General features: G+C 49.7%; 17 protein-coding genes. 4 read left to right on the top strand and 13 right to left on the bottom strand.

Going from position 1 to position 18,311, the window contains the following annotated elements:
- Positions 1 to 222 precede the first annotated feature (222 nt).
- The gene (locus I2H87_RS12660; RefSeq protein WP_195610205.1) at positions 223 to 1,440 is read left to right on the top strand and encodes a cell wall hydrolase; all 1,218 of its coding nucleotides are present in this window, start codon (positions 223 to 225) and stop codon (positions 1,438 to 1,440) included.
- A gap of 88 nt (positions 1,441 to 1,528) precedes the next feature.
- Here the strand turns inward: I2H87_RS12660 and I2H87_RS12665 are convergent, their stop codons facing one another.
- The 3 genes from I2H87_RS12665 to I2H87_RS12675 form a co-directional block, all read right to left on the bottom strand.
- Positions 1,529 to 1,810 (bottom strand): putative quinol monooxygenase, encoded by a 282-nt coding sequence (locus I2H87_RS12665; RefSeq protein WP_227183548.1) that lies wholly within the window; start codon positions 1,808 to 1,810, stop codon positions 1,529 to 1,531.
- Complete coding sequence (locus I2H87_RS12670; protein WP_195610207.1) at positions 1,810 to 2,787, bottom strand: flavodoxin family protein; 978 nt, start codon at positions 2,785 to 2,787, stop codon at positions 1,810 to 1,812. Before I2H87_RS12670 ends, I2H87_RS12665 begins: the two co-directional genes overlap by 1 nt.
- Before the next feature lie 227 nt (positions 2,788 to 3,014).
- Positions 3,015 to 4,574: a DUF5597 domain-containing protein gene (locus I2H87_RS12675; protein ID WP_195610209.1), complete on the bottom strand. Its 1,560-nt coding sequence runs from the start codon at positions 4,572 to 4,574 to the stop codon at positions 3,015 to 3,017.
- 205 nt (positions 4,575 to 4,779) lie between these two features.
- Here I2H87_RS12675 and I2H87_RS12680 point away from each other — a divergent pair, with 205 nt between their 5' ends.
- Complete coding sequence (locus I2H87_RS12680) at positions 4,780 to 5,616, top strand: AraC family transcriptional regulator (RefSeq protein WP_009268168.1); 837 nt, start codon at positions 4,780 to 4,782, stop codon at positions 5,614 to 5,616.
- A gap of 60 nt (positions 5,617 to 5,676) precedes the next feature.
- Here I2H87_RS12680 and I2H87_RS12685 read toward each other — a convergent pair whose 3' ends face one another.
- The 7 genes from I2H87_RS12685 to I2H87_RS12715 all read right to left on the bottom strand — a co-directional run bounded on the left by I2H87_RS12685 (position 5,677) and on the right by I2H87_RS12715 (position 12,789).
- On the bottom strand, positions 5,677 to 7,881 hold the full coding sequence (locus I2H87_RS12685; protein WP_009268169.1) for a glycoside hydrolase family 3 N-terminal domain-containing protein: 2,205 nt from the start codon (positions 7,879 to 7,881) through the stop codon (positions 5,677 to 5,679).
- Between the two features lie 241 nt (positions 7,882 to 8,122).
- A complete protein-coding gene (locus I2H87_RS12690; protein ID WP_009268170.1) occupies positions 8,123 to 8,644 on the bottom strand; it encodes a DUF1097 domain-containing protein in 522 nt (173 codons plus the stop codon).
- Between the two features lie 4 nt (positions 8,645 to 8,648).
- Positions 8,649 to 9,764, bottom strand: coding sequence for a butyrate kinase (gene buk / locus I2H87_RS12695; RefSeq protein WP_195610211.1), 1,116 nt, complete (start codon positions 9,762 to 9,764; stop codon positions 8,649 to 8,651).
- Between the two features lie 19 nt (positions 9,765 to 9,783).
- A complete protein-coding gene (locus I2H87_RS12700; protein ID WP_117551073.1) occupies positions 9,784 to 10,785 on the bottom strand; it encodes a phosphate acyltransferase in 1,002 nt (333 codons plus the stop codon).
- Positions 10,786 to 11,025, bottom strand: coding sequence for an acyl carrier protein (locus I2H87_RS12705; RefSeq protein ID WP_117551071.1), 240 nt, complete (start codon positions 11,023 to 11,025; stop codon positions 10,786 to 10,788). It abuts the gene before it with no gap.
- Between the two features lie 20 nt (positions 11,026 to 11,045).
- Complete coding sequence (locus I2H87_RS12710; RefSeq protein WP_117551069.1) at positions 11,046 to 11,456, bottom strand: Zn-ribbon domain-containing OB-fold protein; 411 nt, start codon at positions 11,454 to 11,456, stop codon at positions 11,046 to 11,048.
- Positions 11,457 to 11,469: 13 nt separating this feature from the next.
- Complete coding sequence (locus I2H87_RS12715; RefSeq protein WP_009268174.1) at positions 11,470 to 12,789, bottom strand: thiolase family protein; 1,320 nt, start codon at positions 12,787 to 12,789, stop codon at positions 11,470 to 11,472.
- 141 nt (positions 12,790 to 12,930) lie between these two features.
- Between I2H87_RS12715 and I2H87_RS12720 the strand changes: the two genes are divergently transcribed.
- Positions 12,931 to 14,475: a PucR family transcriptional regulator gene (locus I2H87_RS12720; RefSeq protein WP_195610213.1), complete on the top strand. Its 1,545-nt coding sequence runs from the start codon at positions 12,931 to 12,933 to the stop codon at positions 14,473 to 14,475.
- An 80-nt stretch (positions 14,476 to 14,555) separates the two neighbouring features.
- Complete coding sequence (locus tag I2H87_RS12725) at positions 14,556 to 15,371, top strand: AraC family transcriptional regulator (RefSeq protein WP_195610214.1); 816 nt, start codon at positions 14,556 to 14,558, stop codon at positions 15,369 to 15,371.
- Positions 15,372 to 15,393: 22 nt separating this feature from the next.
- On the opposite strand, the gene I2H87_RS12730 is transcribed toward I2H87_RS12725, so the two are convergent.
- The 3 genes from I2H87_RS12730 to I2H87_RS12740 all read right to left on the bottom strand — a co-directional run bounded on the left by I2H87_RS12730 (position 15,394) and on the right by I2H87_RS12740 (position 18,259).
- Positions 15,394 to 16,773, bottom strand: a complete 1,380-nt coding sequence (locus tag I2H87_RS12730; protein WP_009268177.1) for an MATE family efflux transporter — start codon at positions 16,771 to 16,773, stop codon at positions 15,394 to 15,396.
- Positions 16,774 to 17,144: 371 nt separating this feature from the next.
- Positions 17,145 to 18,110 carry a carboxylesterase family protein gene (locus I2H87_RS12735; RefSeq protein WP_195610215.1) on the bottom strand — a complete coding sequence of 322 codons (966 nt, stop codon included), beginning with the start codon at positions 18,108 to 18,110 and terminating at the stop codon, positions 17,145 to 17,147.
- The gene (locus I2H87_RS12740; protein ID WP_195610216.1) at positions 18,059 to 18,259 is read right to left on the bottom strand and encodes a carboxylesterase family protein; all 201 of its coding nucleotides are present in this window, start codon (positions 18,257 to 18,259) and stop codon (positions 18,059 to 18,061) included. Before I2H87_RS12740 ends, I2H87_RS12735 begins: the two co-directional genes overlap by 52 nt.
- Positions 18,260 to 18,311 lie beyond the last annotated feature (52 nt).

Raw genomic sequence — 18,311 nt, forward strand, 5'->3', positions numbered from 1 at the left:
CTTTCTCTCCTGTATCCCCTTTTGTACACCGACGTTTTCGATATATTTTAACAAAATTTGCGTAATAACGCAATTTATAGTATAATGTCGTAGCAAATCTTTTTAATCGATGCCGCCGTTCCCAAATAACAGGAACGTTTCTCCTGATACCGGGACGGTGCTTATACCAAAAAGTGTCGGACACAACGTCTGACACGCTACAAAAGAAAGGAATCTGACTCTATGAACACATATTTCAAGCGCAGTTTTATCGCCGGAACCGCTGCCCTTTGTACATTGACAGCCACACTTCCTACGCTTCCGACCTATGCGGAAGACATTGCTACGCTGGAAAGCAAAACAGCGGCACTGCAGGCGCAGCTAAGCGGACTCAATCAGGAAATGGTCAGCATCAGCGATCAGATCACCACCACTCAGATGCAGGTAGAGATCACCAACGGAGAAATCCTCCGTACACAGGAAGCGCTCGCAACCGCACAGGCAGACGAAGCAAAACAATACGAAGATATGAAAACCCGTATCAAGTATATGTACGAAACCGGAAATGCAACACTTCTGGAAATGCTTTTCTCTGCGGAAACGATGACCGATTTTCTGAACAAAGCAGATTTTATCCAGAATATCAGCAGTTATGACCGGGAAATGTTGGAAGAACTTCAGGCGCTTCAGGAAGAGATCGCCATGGAGGAAGCGACGCTGATCGATCAGCAGACTTCCCTGACCGAACTTCAGACAACACTGGAGGGACGCCAGGCAGCGCTGCAGGCAACTGCCGCAGCCACCTCCACGGATCTTGCTTCTTTCTCCGCACAGCTTACCCAGCTCCGCGCAGAGGAAGCGCAGCTTGCCGCACAGAAAGCCGCGGCGGAAGCCGAAAAGCAGAATGCGGCTCAGAATAATGGGTCTTCCAATAAACCAAATTCCGACAAACCGGACGAAAATCACTCCGATAACAGTTCCGGCAGCGACAATTCCGGAACCGCCGCACCGGATACGGCTCCTCCGGCAGAACCATCCGTTCCGGAGAGCGGTGGCAATTCCGGCGGCGATGACACTGTGATCCAAGGCGGAGGGACTCCGAATGTTTCATCCAGCGAACTGGACGTGTTTGCCGCGATCCTGCAGTGTGAAGCTTATCAGGATTATGACTCCATGCTTGCCGTGGCAACCGTGATCATGAACCGTGTATACAGCCCGCTGTTCCCGAATACGATCACCGAAGTGATCTATGCGCCGGGACAGTTTGAACCGACCTGGAGCGGACGACTGGACACCGTTCTCGCGCAGGGACCGACCGCCTTGTCCTATCAGGTTGCCCAAGACGCGATCAACGGCGCGCGGCTTGCTTCCGTTGCCGACTGTTACTATTTCCTTTATGCCGGTGCGACCGACCGACCGGGCGTTAATGTAGGAAATAATTTATTCTTTGTAAGCTGGTAGGATAAAAACACCTGACCGGACAGAGGAAATTGAAACCATCTGTCTGGGCAGGTGTTTTTCTGTTAATATACGTGCTACCTTAGATTCCTTATTCCGCCAGTTCCAGAAACGTATCCGTTCCGGATTCATAATACGGCGCCATTCCCGGGATATGTTTTGCAAAGGACTCTCCCTGCACATGTGCAAGAAAATCTTCTTTTGCATCCCATTTCGATACGAATACGACGCGGTTCTCCACTTCCGGATCCACATATACGTTCATCTCATGACATCCTTTATCGTTTGCACCGTCCGCGGCGAATGCTTTTGCAAGCGGAAGATAGGCGTCCCGGTCTTTTACTCTGTTATCTGTGATCACCAATACCATCATTATGCCTCGATATATTTCTCAAAATTTTTGATGCGATCCATCTTTTCATCCAGCAATTCTTTGTTTGCCATGATCTTCGGTCCGCAGATAGCACCAAATCCCTGAATCTCAATTGTATGCTCGCGAAGTCCTTTAAATGTTCCTCTTGCTCTTGCCTGCTGTTCCTCAGAAAATGTTACTTCCAGCTTGTCTCCGTTGATCGCAATCTTTCCTTCGATTCCACAGATCGGACATTCTACTGTTGTTGTTCCATTCACTGTCAGAAGGTCCTGATGGCAGACCGGACATGTTCCGTTTCCTTGCGGTCCGTAAAATTCTACATCTTTCGGATCCATCTCAAATGCTTTAGCAGTACGTTTTCCGATTTCATGCATCTGGTCGATCAATTCTTCATCCAGATATGGATTTCCGATCGTTCCCATACTATAAGCGTTGTAATTTGCAACAACCTGCATCATTGCAGACATTCCAAACAAATGTAATCCGGCTGTTCCCATGGAAACCCAGTTTTTCGTGCTTGCTCCGCCAACAGAAATATAAGATACCGTACGTCTTCTCAAACGCTCCTGTGGGAATTCATCCGGATCTCCCGGCATCTCGCCGCTTCTTCTCTTATCCAGCACCCAGTTGATCGCAGATACATCGTGACGGCATGAAAAACGGTCTACGAAATCTTTCAGCTGTCCTACCGGCTGAAGCACATAAACCGGAGCTGCCACGATAATCGCATCTGCTGCTCGTACTTCGTTCTCCAACATCTGAAAGTCATCTTTGATGATACATTCATTGTCTTTTCCCTTTTCCAGAGCCGTAGAACATGCTCCGCATCCGATACAACGACCGATATTCAAACGCTGTGTGTTGATGAATTTGATCTCTGCGTCCGGATACGCCTCGCGTGCTCCGTACAGCGCTTCTTTCGTGAGAATGTCGCAGTTTGCATTTTTCTTTCCAAATGATAAACCTAAAATCTTCATTGTTTTATCCCTTTCTCTCTTCATTTTGACCTTGGCGTCGATGATCACCGACCCTGACATCGTTTATGTATTTAAGTATAAATCAGCCTCCCTCCGACGGCTTCCCTTTTTTTGCCGTCTTTCCTCGCTCAAAAATGACCTGTCTTTCCATTTTTCTTTTTACCATAAAAACATGAGGTCAAAATTACACCTCTGATTTTGACCTCACTGTTTTTCATATCCCAATATCAATATTTATATAACTCCACATACAGACATTCTGCCATATCTCCGCATTTCAGGCTCATCTGCTCATCTCCGTTCAAGATTCTTCCCGGCAGCCACTCGCCGTTTTTGATCTCGCCCTCCTGTACTTTGACATAATTCACTTTCTTTCCGTCACTTTCCTTTGCACGGAATGTAAATGTACTTCTCATACCGACGATCAGAAACTGATCTTCTGAGAGTTCATAGATCATTCCTGCTGCCAGCGGTTTCTCCGGCATCTTCGGTGCATATGCCACCGATACATCATAATTTTTAAACCGGAAATAGATTCCGAAATCTGTATCGGATTTCCGCACATACGCTTTCAGATGCTCGCTTCCGCGGTATTTCATATAAAGTGGTTTCATCTCATCGATCAACTGATAGACTCTTCCGAGATATTCTTTACTCCCCCGAATCTCAAATGCAGACGGATCGATATTGAGCGCCGCCATCACTTCCATCGGCGGACGGTCGATCGCTTCCGGCGGCAGCGCAAGATCCTCGATCCCAAATGGCGAATAGCAGATCGCATTGTGTTTTCCAAAGGCATACAGCGCGTAAGATGCCGTCACCGCGTCTTTTCGGACTTCCGGCACAAACAGCGGATTGCCCTCATAACTATATTCATCCATCGCATTTGCAACATACGGCACATAAATATCCGGCGCCAGCGTAAACAGCGACGGGGCCGCCATCTTCCAGATCTTATGTACTTCACAGACCGGACCGCCTGACGGATAAGATCCCGCATACCACGGATATTGCCTGAGCCACGCATTCGCATAGCATGGAAGCGGATATTCTTTCCGCCCCGCATCTGTGATCTGCTCCACCGCTTTCGCAAAATGATATGCCATAAAATATTCTTCCGCATCGTCGCCGAACGCAGATTTCCAGTCCCCCCGCGCGCCGTAAAGCTTCGTCATTTCCTCCGGGATTTCCTCTGCAAGTACTTCCCTTGCCCTCGGGCTGTAATCGCACGCCGTATTCAAAAGTCCGATCTCATTTTCCACCTGCATGACGATCACGGTGGATTCGTCCGCATCAACTTCCCGGATGTGCGCCATCACCGCCGCAAATGCTTTCGCATCCTTTTCGACCGCGTCCCGGCAGAGCGGTGAGATCGTATTGATCGTCTCGCCCAGAGCCGTCTGCACGCGCCAGTATTTTTCCGAATCCCGCTTCATCCAGCCCGGCACATAAAATGATTCTGCATTTTTCCAAAGCCCGAACCATAGAAAGATCAGATGCATCTTATGTTTTCTTGCCTGCCGGATCAGTCCGTCCGGAAGTGTGAAATCATACTGTCCCTCTTCCGGCTCGATCGACTCCCAGTAAAGCGGTACGATCAGAGAATTCAAATGCATATCTTCCACTTGTTTCCACACATGTTCTTCCATATAATCCAGACTGCTCGCACTGGAATTGTGGATTTCTCCGCTCAATGCGAAGAACGGTTCCCCTTTCACATATAACGTGGAGATCCGACCGTCTTTCCGGATCTCCGGAATCGGGTATTTTTCTGTTGTTTCACCCATCAGAACATCCTCCTTAATCTGTTTTCTGTTTGTCTCCTTTTGGTTTGTTTTCCTTTTTGGTTTATATTCCGTTTCTGCCTTTATTATAAGGATTCTTGACATCCGATCACAATCTTAATATCATAATATTTATATAATAATATTAGCATCAGTGTACAAGGGGGAAAACATTCCTTGTACACCGACGCTAAGGAGGTCTTACACTATGATGTTCCATATCCAAAATCCGAACCGCCCGCTCCCACTGCAGCTGGAACTGATCGGAGTCGACCATCACCAGGAACCGATCGTCCGCCCCGGTGGCATGCCGTTCTTCCAATGGTTTTACTGTGTCAAAGGACAAGGGGAATTTATTGTAAACGGACAGCGTTCTATCATTTCTCAAGGGCAGGGGCTTCTCATTTATCCGGAGATTCCGCATGTCTATCAGGCAGTTTCCGATGACTGGACGGTGCATTTCATCGGATTCGGAGGATCAGCTTGCAGGGAAATTCTTCACGCACTGCAAATGTACGAAACCGGCGTCTATCATTTGTCGATTCCGGAAATCTTCGAACGCCATCTCCGGACGATCTGCCTGATACACGACCGCAGTATTTCCGATCATACAAAAAACGATTCGCTTGAATTTTCCAGAGAATGTTACGGTTTTCTGCTCGATCTCTGCCCGTCTGTCTCGCGGATTTATCCGAGCGCGCAAAAAAACACAAATGAACGGATCACGTCGGTGATCTCCTATATTGAGGAACATTATGCCGAAGATTTATCCTTAGATGAACTCGCCGCGCATGCCGGGCTTTCCCGGGAATATCTCTGTGCCCTGTTCAAACAGACGATGCAGCAGACATTGTCCCATTTCATCCTCGGCATCCGCGTAAGCCGTGCCAGAGCATTGCTCCTCACCCATCCCGACATGAAGATACTGGATATTGCGCACACCTGCGGTTTTCAGAGTCCCAGTTATTTCGGAAAAATGTTCAAACGCGAAACAGGGGTGACTCCGGAAACATTTCGCAAATCCCCCTCTCATTCAGTTCAGTAAAGTCTTATAAAGTCGATCAGGCTGTACGGATATCCGCACAGCCTGATTGTAAGTCCCACCTTAAAATTTCACTCTGATCTCTTCACACAGACAGTCTCTGGAATTGCCGCCGACATAGATTCGGAACAATCCGTCTTCTTTTACATACTGTCCCTGATTGTCGTAAAATCCCATTTCTGCTTTTTTCAGCGTCAGTTCCACGCGTTTCTCTTCTCCCGGCTGCAGTTCAACCTTTGCAAAGCCGCGCAGTTCTTTGACCGGACGCACCAGACTTGCCGTCACATCCTGCATGTAAAGCTGCACCGTTTCCGTTCCGGTATGGTCTCCCGTATTTTTCACAGACACGTTGACATGCAGGCAGTCGCTTTGTTCTTCCACATGAAGCTCCTCATATGCAAATGTCGTATAGCTCAATCCATGGCCGAACGGGTACAGCGCTTCATGCGGCGCGTCCAGATATCGGGAAGTAAATTTACTGTTGCTTCCCGGACGTCCGGTACTCGGATGATTGTAATACATCGGACACTGTCCGCTCACAGACGGGAACGAAGACGCCAGTTTTCCGCTCGGATTGACGTCGCCGAATAATACGTTTGCGACCGCATTTCCCATTTCGATCCCAAGATGCCATGCCTCCACGATAACCGGCAGATGTTCCGCCTCCCATCCAAGCGCCAGCGGACGTCCGTTCATCAGAACCGTTACGACCGGTTTTCCCGACGCCAGCAGTTTTTCCAGAAGTTCCCGCTGTTTTCCCGGCAACGTAATGTCCGCTTTCGAGGATGCCTCTCCGCTCATGCTGCAAAGCTCTCCGACCACTGCCACGATCACGTCGCTGTCCGCGCACGCCCGGCGGATCTCTTCCTCATTCAGTTCCCCCTCCGGTCCTCCGCACGGATAATAAGCGAGGTCTGCACCGCTCTTTTTCAGCCCGTCCAGGATCGACACACAGTCTTCCTCTTTCCAGCTCATCGCCCATGCGCCGCAGACTTCTTTCGCATCTGCCGCAAGCGTTCCGACAAGACTGATCTTCTGCCCTCTGGAAAGAGGCAGGATCCCGTTTTCATTTTTTAAGAGAACGATCGACTTTTCCGCCGCTTCACGCGCGGTCTGCACGTCCGCTTCCGGAAGTCCGCTCTGCTCATACAGCCTGATCACATCTTCCGGCACATACGGATTCTCAAACAAGCCGAGCCACATTTTCACGGAAAGGATCCGGCGGACAGCGTCGTCGAGCACGTCCATGGAAACCCGTCCGTCTTCCACCGCCTGTTTCAGATGATCTTTGTAAATATGCGTTCCCATATCCATATCCAGTCCCGCATTAACCGCCTGACATCCTGCATCTTTTTCATCTTCCGCAATGCCATGCGCCACACATTCTTTGATCCCGTTGGCGTCGCTGACTACAAATCCCGGCAGTCCGTACAGATCTTTTAAAATCGTCCGGAGTGTATAAGGATTGACGGTACACGGAACGCCGTTTAAATCATTGAACGCCGCCATTGCCGTCGCCGCGCCCTCTTCCACCGCCGCTTTGAACGTCGGAAGATAAACATTGTGAAGCTGGGAAACCGACATGCTCGTCGTATTGTAATCCCGCCCCGATTCACATGCGCCGTATGCCACATAATGTTTCAGACATGCCGCCACATAATCAGCCGTATCCGATGTATCGCTCTGGAGTCCCCGGATTTTTGCACGGGCAAATGTACTTCCGAGATACGGATCTTCTCCCGGTCCCTCCGATACACGTCCCCATCTGGAATCTCTCGCCACATCGATCATCGGCGCAAAATTCCAGTTGATCCCATGGGCTCTCGACTCACGCGCCGCCAGATGTGCCGTCCGCTCAAACAGCTCCGGGTCGAATGTTCCTGCTTCCGCGATCGCGATCGGATACACGGTGCGCAGTCCGTGGATCACATCAAATCCGGTCAGCATCGGGATCCCCAGTCTGCTCTCCTCCACTGCGATCTTCTGCAGCTCATTATTTTTCCGCGGATCATCCGCCATCATCGCCCCGACCATTCCGGCGCGGATATCATCTTCATGATAATCACGCTGTGCGGTGGACATGATCTTCTGAAATTCTTCTTTGGACAATCTACCGTCCGTCATCATCTCGATCAATTCTTCAAACGGCACGTCGAATCCGCCGACGATGGACGGGGATTCCAGATTCATCTGTCCGATCTTCTCCTCCAATGTCATCTGCGCGAGCAGTTCTTCCACCCGCTCTTTTTGCTCTGCACTCAGTTTCATAACCTGCTGCCTCCTGTCCCTTTGTCTTCGCGGTATCAATCACCGGAAGTGCCAAAAGGCACATTCCGGGATTGTAAGCAGTCGCCAAGGTCTCGGGCAAGTCCGGACTTTGGCTCGTCGCCTGTACAAAAAAAGGACAAGGAGCAGTTTTCCCACTCTCTTGTCCACCGCTATATCTTTATTATAAGACAATCCCGCCGTTCTTCAATCTAAAGATTATTATATTTATATAACAATCTCGTTATCTTGACTCCGGAAGAATCTTTCTCACAAGCCATTTCTGGAGCGCGTCCACTCCGATCCCCACATATACGACGCCGGCGATCATCGCCACGCCGATCTGGATCGGCAGAGAACCAAGTTCCGCAACCGGAAGCGGTCCCATGATCGTAAGACCGATCGCCCAGCCGCAGAGCCAGGACGGTACAAAGATCCACTTCGGCAGGCTCTCCCCGATCAGAACTGCCAGTCCGCCAAGCACAAACAACGTACCGTACAATTCCACATTCGGATGAAACGGAAGTGTTTCCATGATCCAGACTGCAAGCACTGCCCAGAGATCTCCACAGAGAAATCCGACCGCGATCTTCAGCGCATCTTTCCGCTTATTTCCGTTTGCCACATAAAGCCCCGCGCAGATCAGCGCCACCGCTCCGGTGCTCACACCGAGATATGGGGAAAGCACCGCCCAGATCGGAGGCATAAATGCGATTCCAAATGCCAGCGTCAGCATATTGACCCGTTTTCTCTTTTTTTCATCCATGCGCTTACTCCTGCCACGGGAATCCGTCCCATACAAGTTTGCCTGTATATTCTTTGACTTCTTCTTCCCCGTTCAGCACGCGGATCGCGCCTGCCGCCATCGCTTCCATCTCAAATTCACCCGGATATGCGTAAACCGGAGCGATGAAAGAACAGCTTTCCGTGATCTGGCGGACCAGATCTTCATTATAGACCATTCCGCCTCCGAGCAGGATTCCGTCTACCTTTCCGTGGAGCACCGCAGCCATGGAACCGATACATTTCTCGATCTGGTAGATCATCGTGTTCCAGAGCATTTCCGCATACTTATCGCCTGCCTGCGCGCGCTTTGTCAGTTCCAGCGCGTCGGAAATTCCGGTATGGCTTACAAATCCGCCGGTTCTCGTACAGAGTTTCTTCACATCCGCGATCTCCAGATTCTCTTTCTTCATATATTGAAGCAGATCTGCCACGGAAACGCTTCCGCAGCGTGTCGGAGCCATCGGTCCCTCGCCGCCTACGATGTCGTAACCGTCTACCATTTTTCCCTGACGGTGCGCGGAAACAGAGATTCCGCCTCCGATATGGCAGACTACATAATTACATTCTTCATATTTCTTGTTCATCACATTTTTACTGTGACGGATCGCTGTCTCTTTTAAGTTCAGCGCATGCAGATGGATGACGCGGTTCACGCCTTTGATACCGGTCATTCTCGCAAGATCCTGCAGTTCATCCACGTCCGGCGGATTGACAACCATTGCCTTTGCGCCGTACTGTTCTGCAAATTCACGGGCAAGCTGCGGTCCGAGACTTGCCGGATGGATCACGCCGTTTGCGCAATTCTTCGCATGATCGAGCATCAGATCCGTCACTTCGTATGTACCGCCCTCCATTGCCAGAAGTCCGCCTCCGCGTCCTACAAACACGTCCACGTCTTCCAGAGATACGTTCGCCTCTTTTAACAGAGACAGGATCATATCCCGACGGTATGGAAGCTGTTCGCTCAATGTAGCAAACTTTTCCAATTCTCCCGCATCATGAGAGACATTTTTTGAAAACAGACACTCTTCTCCGTCAAACAACGCGATCTTCGTCGATGTAGATCCCGGATTGAGCGCCAATACTTTATATTTCTTCATCTTGTATTTCCCTCTTTTCTTATTGCATTCCCGCTGCGCGCACTGCGCTGATCACGATATTTCCTTTGATCTCGGAAACCGGAGCCCCTCTGGAACAGTCACATACCACCTTGTTGAATCCCTGAAGCATCGGACCGTACGCGTTGGCATGTCCGAACTGCTGGATCAGTTTGACTGCCACATTTCCCACATTCAAATCCGGCCAGATCACAACATTGGCTTTTCCTGCCACCTTGCTCTCACGTCCGACTTTCTTCGCCGCAACTGCCGGAGAGATCGCCGCGTCAAACTGAAATTCTCCGTCAATCGCGAGATCTGGGCGCTGTTCCTTTGCAATCTTCACAGCCTCCACGACTTTGTCGATCAGTTCTCCCTGACCGCTTCCAAGCGTAGAGTAACTTACCATCGCACACCGCGGTTCCCAGTCGAGCAGAGCTTTTACCGTGTCGCACGCGGAGATCGCAATGCTTGCAAGCTGTTCTGCATTCGGGTTCGTACATACCGCACTGTCTCCCACTGCCAGAAGACTTCCCTCGCTGCCCTCAAATCCCGGAATGTCGCAGAGTCCGATACTGGAGATCGTGCTGATCCCCGGCTGCATTCCGATGATCATCTGTCCTGCCAGAAGAACGTCTCCGGTCGTATTATCAATCCCGGCAAATGTAACTTCCGCCTCTTCCACTGCCTGCATGACCATCGCATAGTAAAGCGGATCCTGCATCCGGCGTGCGAGCGCCTTTTCTTTCAAAAATCTGCCCGGCTGCGCTACATACATGCCGATCAGTTTGTTCTTATACTCTTCTTCCTGAATATCGACAAAACGGAATACCGAACTGTCATATCCACGTTCCTCGCTCAAATCTTTAAGCTTCTTAGCGTCTCCTACGAGGATCGGAATGATATAACCGTCTTTTCCGGTCTCGTAAGCCGCCTGCATCATCTTCTCATTTTCCGCTTCCGGAAATGCAACGCGCTGCGGGTTTTGCTTCGCTTTCTCGTAAATCTGATCTAAAATACTCATTTACATCTGCTCCTCAACTTTGTCCACCAGTTCGCCGATCGTTGCGCATGCCGCTGCTACCTGAAGCTGGATCAGAACGTCCAGTTCATTTTCGATTTCGGAAACAAGTCCTACCATCAAAAGGGATGCTCCGCCCAATTCTTCTTTGATCTTTGTGTCTACGCTCAGTTCGCTTGCGTCTTTGTTGTAAGACATCGCTACCAGTTCAATGATCTTTGCTTCTAATTCTTTTCTATCCATGATAAATCTCCTTTTTCTTTTTATTCCTCGTCCAGCGCGAACACAACAGTTTTGTATCCGTCTCTCTGGAAGATTTCCGCGTGTACCGGAACCGGAAGTTTCTCCAGCAGTTCTTTTCTTTTTTTCTTGTTGATCCCTTTGACGACCGCATTGAAACTTGCGCCCTCTTCTATCTCAACTTCTCCGTATGCGATCGGTCCCATCTGGCTGTATTCCGGTTTTGAGGACAATGCAGCCGGCATAACGATCGATTTCATCACAGCTTTTCCGCTGATCTCGACCCATTCCATATCCATGCATCCGCAAGTGTTGCATGCATAAACCGGAGGAAATTCTACCGCTCCGCACTCTTTACATTTACGTCCGAGGAATTTTCCTTCTTCCAGACTTTCGTAAAATTTTTCTACTACTTTTTCCAATTTAACGCTCATCGTATTCGTCCTCCTATTCCTCAATCGTCCGAAGAAGTACCGCCGCTACGTTCTGCGCACCGCCGTATCCTCGAAGCATCGTTGTCTTCGGCAGTTTTTTCACCTGACGTTCGCCGCATTCGCCGCGCATCTGCATACATGCCTCGTATACGTCTGCCATACCGGACGCCGCATGCGCGTGACCAAACGAAGTTCTTCCTCCGTTTGTGTTGATCGGTTTATCCCCGTCGTATGCGGTACGTCCCTCGCAGATATATTTCCATCCCTCTCCGTACGGAAGATATCCTGCGATCTCAGCCGCACAGAGGTGTGAGGTGATGATGAAGTCATTTGCAAAGAACAGATCCAGCTCTTCCGGCTGTACCCCTGTCATCTCGTAGACCTGACGGACTGCTTCTTCTGTCGCACGCAGTTCAAAGTGAGGAGTTGTGGACTCGCATGCCGCGCTTCCGACTCCCAGAACTTCGATCGGTCTGTGTTTTAAATTCTTTGCGATCTCCGGAATCATCTCGGTTGCGCATACGATCGCAGCTGCCGCTCCGTCACATTTACGCTCTACGCCCTCCATACGAAGAAAGTCTCCCATCTTCGGGTTGTACGGGGATCTCATGTAATCCATCACATTATCGAATCCTTTTTCTTTTGCAATATCCGCAAATTCCGTACGCTCCAGCGCCAGCGGATTCTTTGCCGCGTTACGGCGGTTGTTGATCGCCATCCAGTTCAATGTATCGTCCATCTCCTGCGCTGTGATCCCGCGGGTACGCACATAGTCTTCTGCCGCGTCATCGTAGATCAGTTCCATCGGAGCCATCAGACTTCTTGCATAAGCACGGTCATAAAGCCAGGATGTTGTTGCAAGGAATTTATCCATTGTCATCTTTTCGCGCTTATACGGGTGCTTCGGAGCCTCCACGCTTGTTGCCGGAGCCGGGATGCTGTCGCCGAACTCCACACATCCGGTCAGGACGCAGTTATATTTTCCGGAAGCGACTGCATTGACTGCCTGCTCGATTGCCAGATATCCGGTACAGCATGCTTCGGAATGGTGGATCGATCCTTTTCCTTTCATACCGAACCAGTTTCCGATCTGGATGTTCGGAGTCAAATAGTTGGATCCGTTCAGCGGACTTGCCTGTCCATGGAAATAAAAATCCACATCCTGCGGATTTACTCCTGCATCTTCCATCGCTTTGAGCGCGGCATATCCGAACAATTCTCCCTCTGTCAGACCGTTCGTCTCCGGATTGTCCACTGTATACATAAACGGAGTACAGCCGACACCGATGATGGAAACGCTTCTCTGATACTTGCCTAATGTTGTACGATTCATTTTTTTCTTCCTTTCTTTTTGTACTTTACCTTTGTACGCTCATTATATATAATATAAGCGCCGGAATCATTGGTTTATTGTCCGAGAAACAACCCGTTGTTTTTTATTTTTTTGTGTGTCTGCACAATGTAGGAGATTACTATGGAATTACACCTTTTATTAGATAAATTAAAAGAAAATAAATGCGCCCCACAGTGCTTCGGATGCCCGGATCAGTCGCGGGATCTGCTCTGCGTGCGCATGTTGGAACAGAAACAGTCCGTCTTTGAACCATCCACGCTCTATCTGACCGATCCGGATTCACTTCCCGATCCGTCTGTGACGGAAGATTTCGCCGTATTCTGCTGCGGCGACGCCATTGATTTTTCCGCATATGAAAACAGCGCATTTACCGTCGTATACTTCGGAAATGAGATTTCCTGCGAGCGGTTATTTAATCTGACTATGGAACACCTGACGGAATTGCAGCAGATCACGGTCGGCATGCATCTGCTCGTCAACGCAGTATTCTCCGGAAACGGACTGCAGTATCTGATCGACACTGCCACCCACATTTTCGGAAATCCGATCTACGTCGTGGATCTGCAGAACAAATATCTTGCAATGCCGGAGGGACTGCTTCCGGACAGTGATTTTTTCCGGGAAGAGAGCCGAAGCGGCTATATCAGCGCCTCGGGGATCGCATCGATCCGCGCCAACCGTCTGGATGAGAAAGTCCGCCGGTCCGGCACGGCTTATTACTATGTCAACGATCTTGTCGGAAAAGGAATGCTCGTAGACGCCGTCAAAATACAGGGGATCGAAGTCGCACACATTATGATGCTGGAATCAGAGCAGCCATTTCATGAGTACGATCCGGATTTCTTTCACCGTTTTTCCAATCTGGTTTCTCTGGAACTGCAGAAAGATTCCGCCTACACGCGCAACAAAGGGATGATGTACTCTTATTTTCTCGCCGACCTGCTCCGAAATTCCAATGTCAGCAACATCCGCCAGCGTCTGGAAGATCTCGGCGTGCACTTAAAAGAGACCTTTTATATCATCGCGATACCGCCCGCCGGAGTCGGTCTTTCCAACCTGCGTCAGGAAATCATTTTGGAGCGGGTCAAACAGATCCTGCCGGAAAGTATTTATGTCATCTACGAGGAGACGATCGTCCTTTTGATCAGTCAGGATCTGGATCAGAATCTGAACAAATATGAGATCGCCCGGCTCGACGAATATCTCTCGGCGAACCATTTAAAAGCCGGGATCAGCAACTTTTTCCAGTATCTCGAAGATACCGCCCGTTTTTACCGTCAGGCTGTGGATTCCGTCCGCATCGCCAACCGGCTCAATGTTCCGGACGCGATCTGTTATTACAGCGACTATTATGTCTACCGGATGCTGGAGACATTTGAAAAAGAAGATACCGAAATCCGCTTCCTGATCCATCCCGGACTGATGAAGCTCTATCTCTATGACCAGAAGCGGGAGACCGAACTGATTTCGACACTGCGGGAGTATCTGGTCCATCCGGGACAGTCTTCCCTCGTCGCGGAGAACCTGCACATCCATAAGAATACGTTGCTCTACCGGCTCGGAAAGATCCGCGAGATCACCGGATGCAGTCTCTCGGACGGCGAAGAATTTATGAACCTCAATCTTTCCCTGATGATCATGAATTATCTCGGAATGCTCGCCTGATGGAATTTTGTCTGAATATTAGATTGGATTTCGATTGTTCTGAATTGATTTGAAATTGATTTGCAAAGGAGAGACTGCCTATGATTTACCCGTTTCACTCCACTGATCTGACAGAATCGCTGCCGGTCGGTCTGCGGCTTTTCGGAGTTAGCCACTTACAGCCTCCGGTCAAACGTCCCGACGGCGTGCCTTATTTTCAATGGTTTTATTGTATCAAAGGACAGGGAGAACTGGTCCTGAACCGCCAGCGTTTTCTGATCCGGCCAGAACAGGGTTTTCTGATCTGTCCAAATGATCCCCATTCCTATCAGGCGGTAACCGCCGACTGGACGCTGCATATCTTCGGATTTGACGGTTCTCTCTGCGGAGAGCTGTTAAAGACGCTTCAAATGCACGCATCCGGCGCTTACCAGTTCACCGACGGGGATCTGTTTGTGCACCATATCGAAACCCTCGCTTCCCTCTATAACACCCATGGCTGTCGGAACGCCGTTGATTTTTCCAAAGAATGTTACAGCTTCCTGCTGGACATTTCCAACAGCATCACACGAAGCCGCGCCGCCGGAAACGCCGTGGAAAATGAGCTGACCGACACATTGACATCCTATCTGGAACGTCATTTTGCTTCCCCGGTCACGCTGGAAGAATTGGCGCGGATCGTCAATCTTTCGCCGGATTACATGTGCGCGCAATTCAAAAAGGAGATGGGTCTTACGATCATGCAGTATCTGACCGAGATCCGCATCGGTCATGCCCGCCACCTGCTCACGCTGCATCCGGAAAAGAAAGTCCTCGAGATCGGAAAAATGTGCGGATTTGAAAGCCCCAGCTATTTCGGAAAGATTTTTAAAAAAGAAGTCGGGATGACGCCGGAGAAGTATCGGAAAAGCAGGTAAAACGAGACAAATCGGCAATTATTTAGGATTTCCACTTTTCACTTTCTCCATCGTCAAGCTCCCTCGTCAGCCGATGGATCCACTTCCACGAATTACACCGCAAAAATGCCGGAACGCATTTGAACAATTGATCCGCATTCAGACAGCAGACAACGACCGCCGGAGACGCTTTCACAACAAACGCCATAAAGAAAGAAAGCGGCAGCACGATCAGCCATATACTGATCAGATCCATCTTCACGACAAACATCGTATCGCCTCCACCGCGGATGATCCCGGTGTTGGTCGGCATCTGGTATGACATACCGACGTCCACCACGCTCAAAATGATCAGAAACGTATTTGCCATCGCTTTTGTCTCCGGCTGCAGATCGTAAAGTGACAGAACCGGGATCCGCAGGAAGAACAGCAGGATCCCCGAGCAGATGCCGATTCCTAAGAACAGCTTCTGCAGCCGTCTCGCGTAACATTTTACCCGATCCATATCGCCATATCCGATCGCCTTTCCGATCAGCACCCCTGCCGCAGAAGATGCGCCGACCGCGGTAGATTTGACAAGGAGGAACAGATTCGACGCCGCAGAATTGGCAGCGATCGCCGCTGCCGTCATATGTCCGAGGATCGCCGTCTGCATCGCAGTGTTCACACCCCAAAGTCCGTTTGTAAATAAGATCGGCGCCGTCACTTTGATATAGTCTTTCCAAAGCTGTCTGTCAAACCGGAAGAAATCTTTTACTTTCATGCAGAGATTCTTTTCCGTCTTTACAATATAAAGGATCAGCACCGTCGTTTCCAGGATCCGCGCTATCAGAGTTCCGACCGCCGCTCCCGCCGTTCCCAGTTCCGGCGCGCCGAAGTGTCCGAAAATCAATGTATAATTAATTCCACAGTTTACAAAGAACGCCATCGCCGACAGATACAGCGCGATCTTCACCACCTGCATACTTCGAAGAACTGCCAAAAGCAGCTGTGTGACCGCAAAGAACAAATAGGTAAACCGAATGATCCCGAGATACTCCGCTCCCTCGGAAATGATCGCCGCATCCGTTGTGAACAGCCCGATCGCCCATTTCGGGAACAGGCTGATCACGCAAAACAGGACTGCCATCACTGCCAGCCCATGCTGCATCATCATCGCCGCAATCTTCTTCATCGGTTCGGTCTGCCGTTTCCCCCAATACTGACTTCCGAGAATGACCATGCCCTCGCCAAATGCGCCCAAAAGCATCTGATAGACAAACTGGATCTGATTTGCCGCCGCAACTCCGGCAAGCGAAGTCTCGCTGTACGCACCCAGCATGATATTGTCCGCGAGATTAACGCTCAAAGTAACGACATTTTGCAGTACGAGCGCGATGTACAGCGTAAAAAATTCTTTGTAAAATATGGTATCTTTTTTCATGGTAAATAATAGCGTCGATGTACAAGGGGAAACACGCCTCAAACCGCGTAATTTCGGTGATTTTCAGCGTTATCCTCAATCAGCGTACGTCCAGTACGTGGAGTGAAAGTAACAACAAAGAGGCTTAGATTTTCTCTTCATCGACCGTTTTCCCCCTTGTACACCGACGCTTCCTCCTCTTTTGTGATTTCTTACAGGATTATATCCCGCCCCGCCAAAATATACAACGAACTTTTGACCGTATTTACATTTTTTACAACGATCTTTTGTGTTTTTCCTACACTTTTTACAACGAACTTTTTGTCCCATATTTCATTTTGCATGAAAAACGCCGCTTTGCAAATGAATCTTCATTCCAAAGCGGCGCTTCTTTAAAACCTCTTCACAACCGGATTTTCTCTCGTATACGCTTCCCATCTTTCCCCGTCGGCGCATCCCGGATCTCCTGTCTTCATAAAATTCGTCCAGTAGGTCACCATCTGCTCACTCAAACACTGATCCTCCGTTCCCATCGGTCTCCAGCAGCGACCGTATGTTCCGAACATATACCAGAGTTCCGCCGAGTGAAACGCTCCCCAATCGTCTCCCGGAAGCTCATGTGCAAAATGATACAGATAGACCGGAGTACCCAATTTTTCACAACTATCTGCCCATCGTTTACATTCTTCCATCAGGATCCCGGTTTCTTTTTTCGCCACTTCTTCCGGCACAGCTCCGAGATCGTCGGTCACAACTCCCAGCATATACGGAATTTTCCGGAGTTTTCCACATTTCCATGTCTCTTTTACACTTTGTTTCAACAGTTTGCCGTCCACATTCGGCACCATTACAAGACCGTCCCCTGTTTCCAACATTTTCGCGTCAAATTTCCGGCGGGCTTCCTGTATCTCTTCCACGGAAAGGCTGCGAAGCTCTTCCGGATTTTTCGCTCCGGTCAGTTCCACAAATAATTTTCCGTATTCCTCTTCTTCCTCCAAAGTCGGCGTCGCCAGAATCTCTTCTTTGCAGGACAGTCCGCTCTGCATGACCGCTTTTGCGATCAGCCCCTCGGTTTCCGCGGTGGACACCAGCACCTGCGTGCTCATACTTCCCGCAGATTGTCCGAATACCGTGATATTTTCCGGGTCGCCGCCGAATACCGCGATATGTTCATGCACCCAGCGCAGCGCCGCGATCTGATCGAGGATTCCATAGTTTCCGGACACATGATCTTCATTTTCTTCCGTCAGCCACGGATGTGCCAGAAAACCAAACGCATTCACACGATATTCCACGGTAACCAGGATCACGCCTTTCTCACAGAATGCCGCACCGCTTTGCGGACTCCCTCCCAGCACTCCGGTTCCTGCGGCGCCTGAAAACGTAGTTCGCCTACCGGAGGTTTTGCATAAGGTACGCCCTTGAACACGAGATAATTTCCGCTGTCCACGCCCTCCAAAATTCCATGTTTTGTTCTTACCTGTGTTGAAATGAATGTGCCCATCATTTTTTCCTCTCCTTTCCGAATTGTTACCGAACAGCTTTCTTTTTTCCCTGCC

It is taken from the genome of Mediterraneibacter glycyrrhizinilyticus (assembly GCF_015560805.1).
Taxonomy (GTDB): Bacteria; Bacillota; Clostridia; order Lachnospirales; family Lachnospiraceae; genus Schaedlerella; species Schaedlerella glycyrrhizinilytica_A.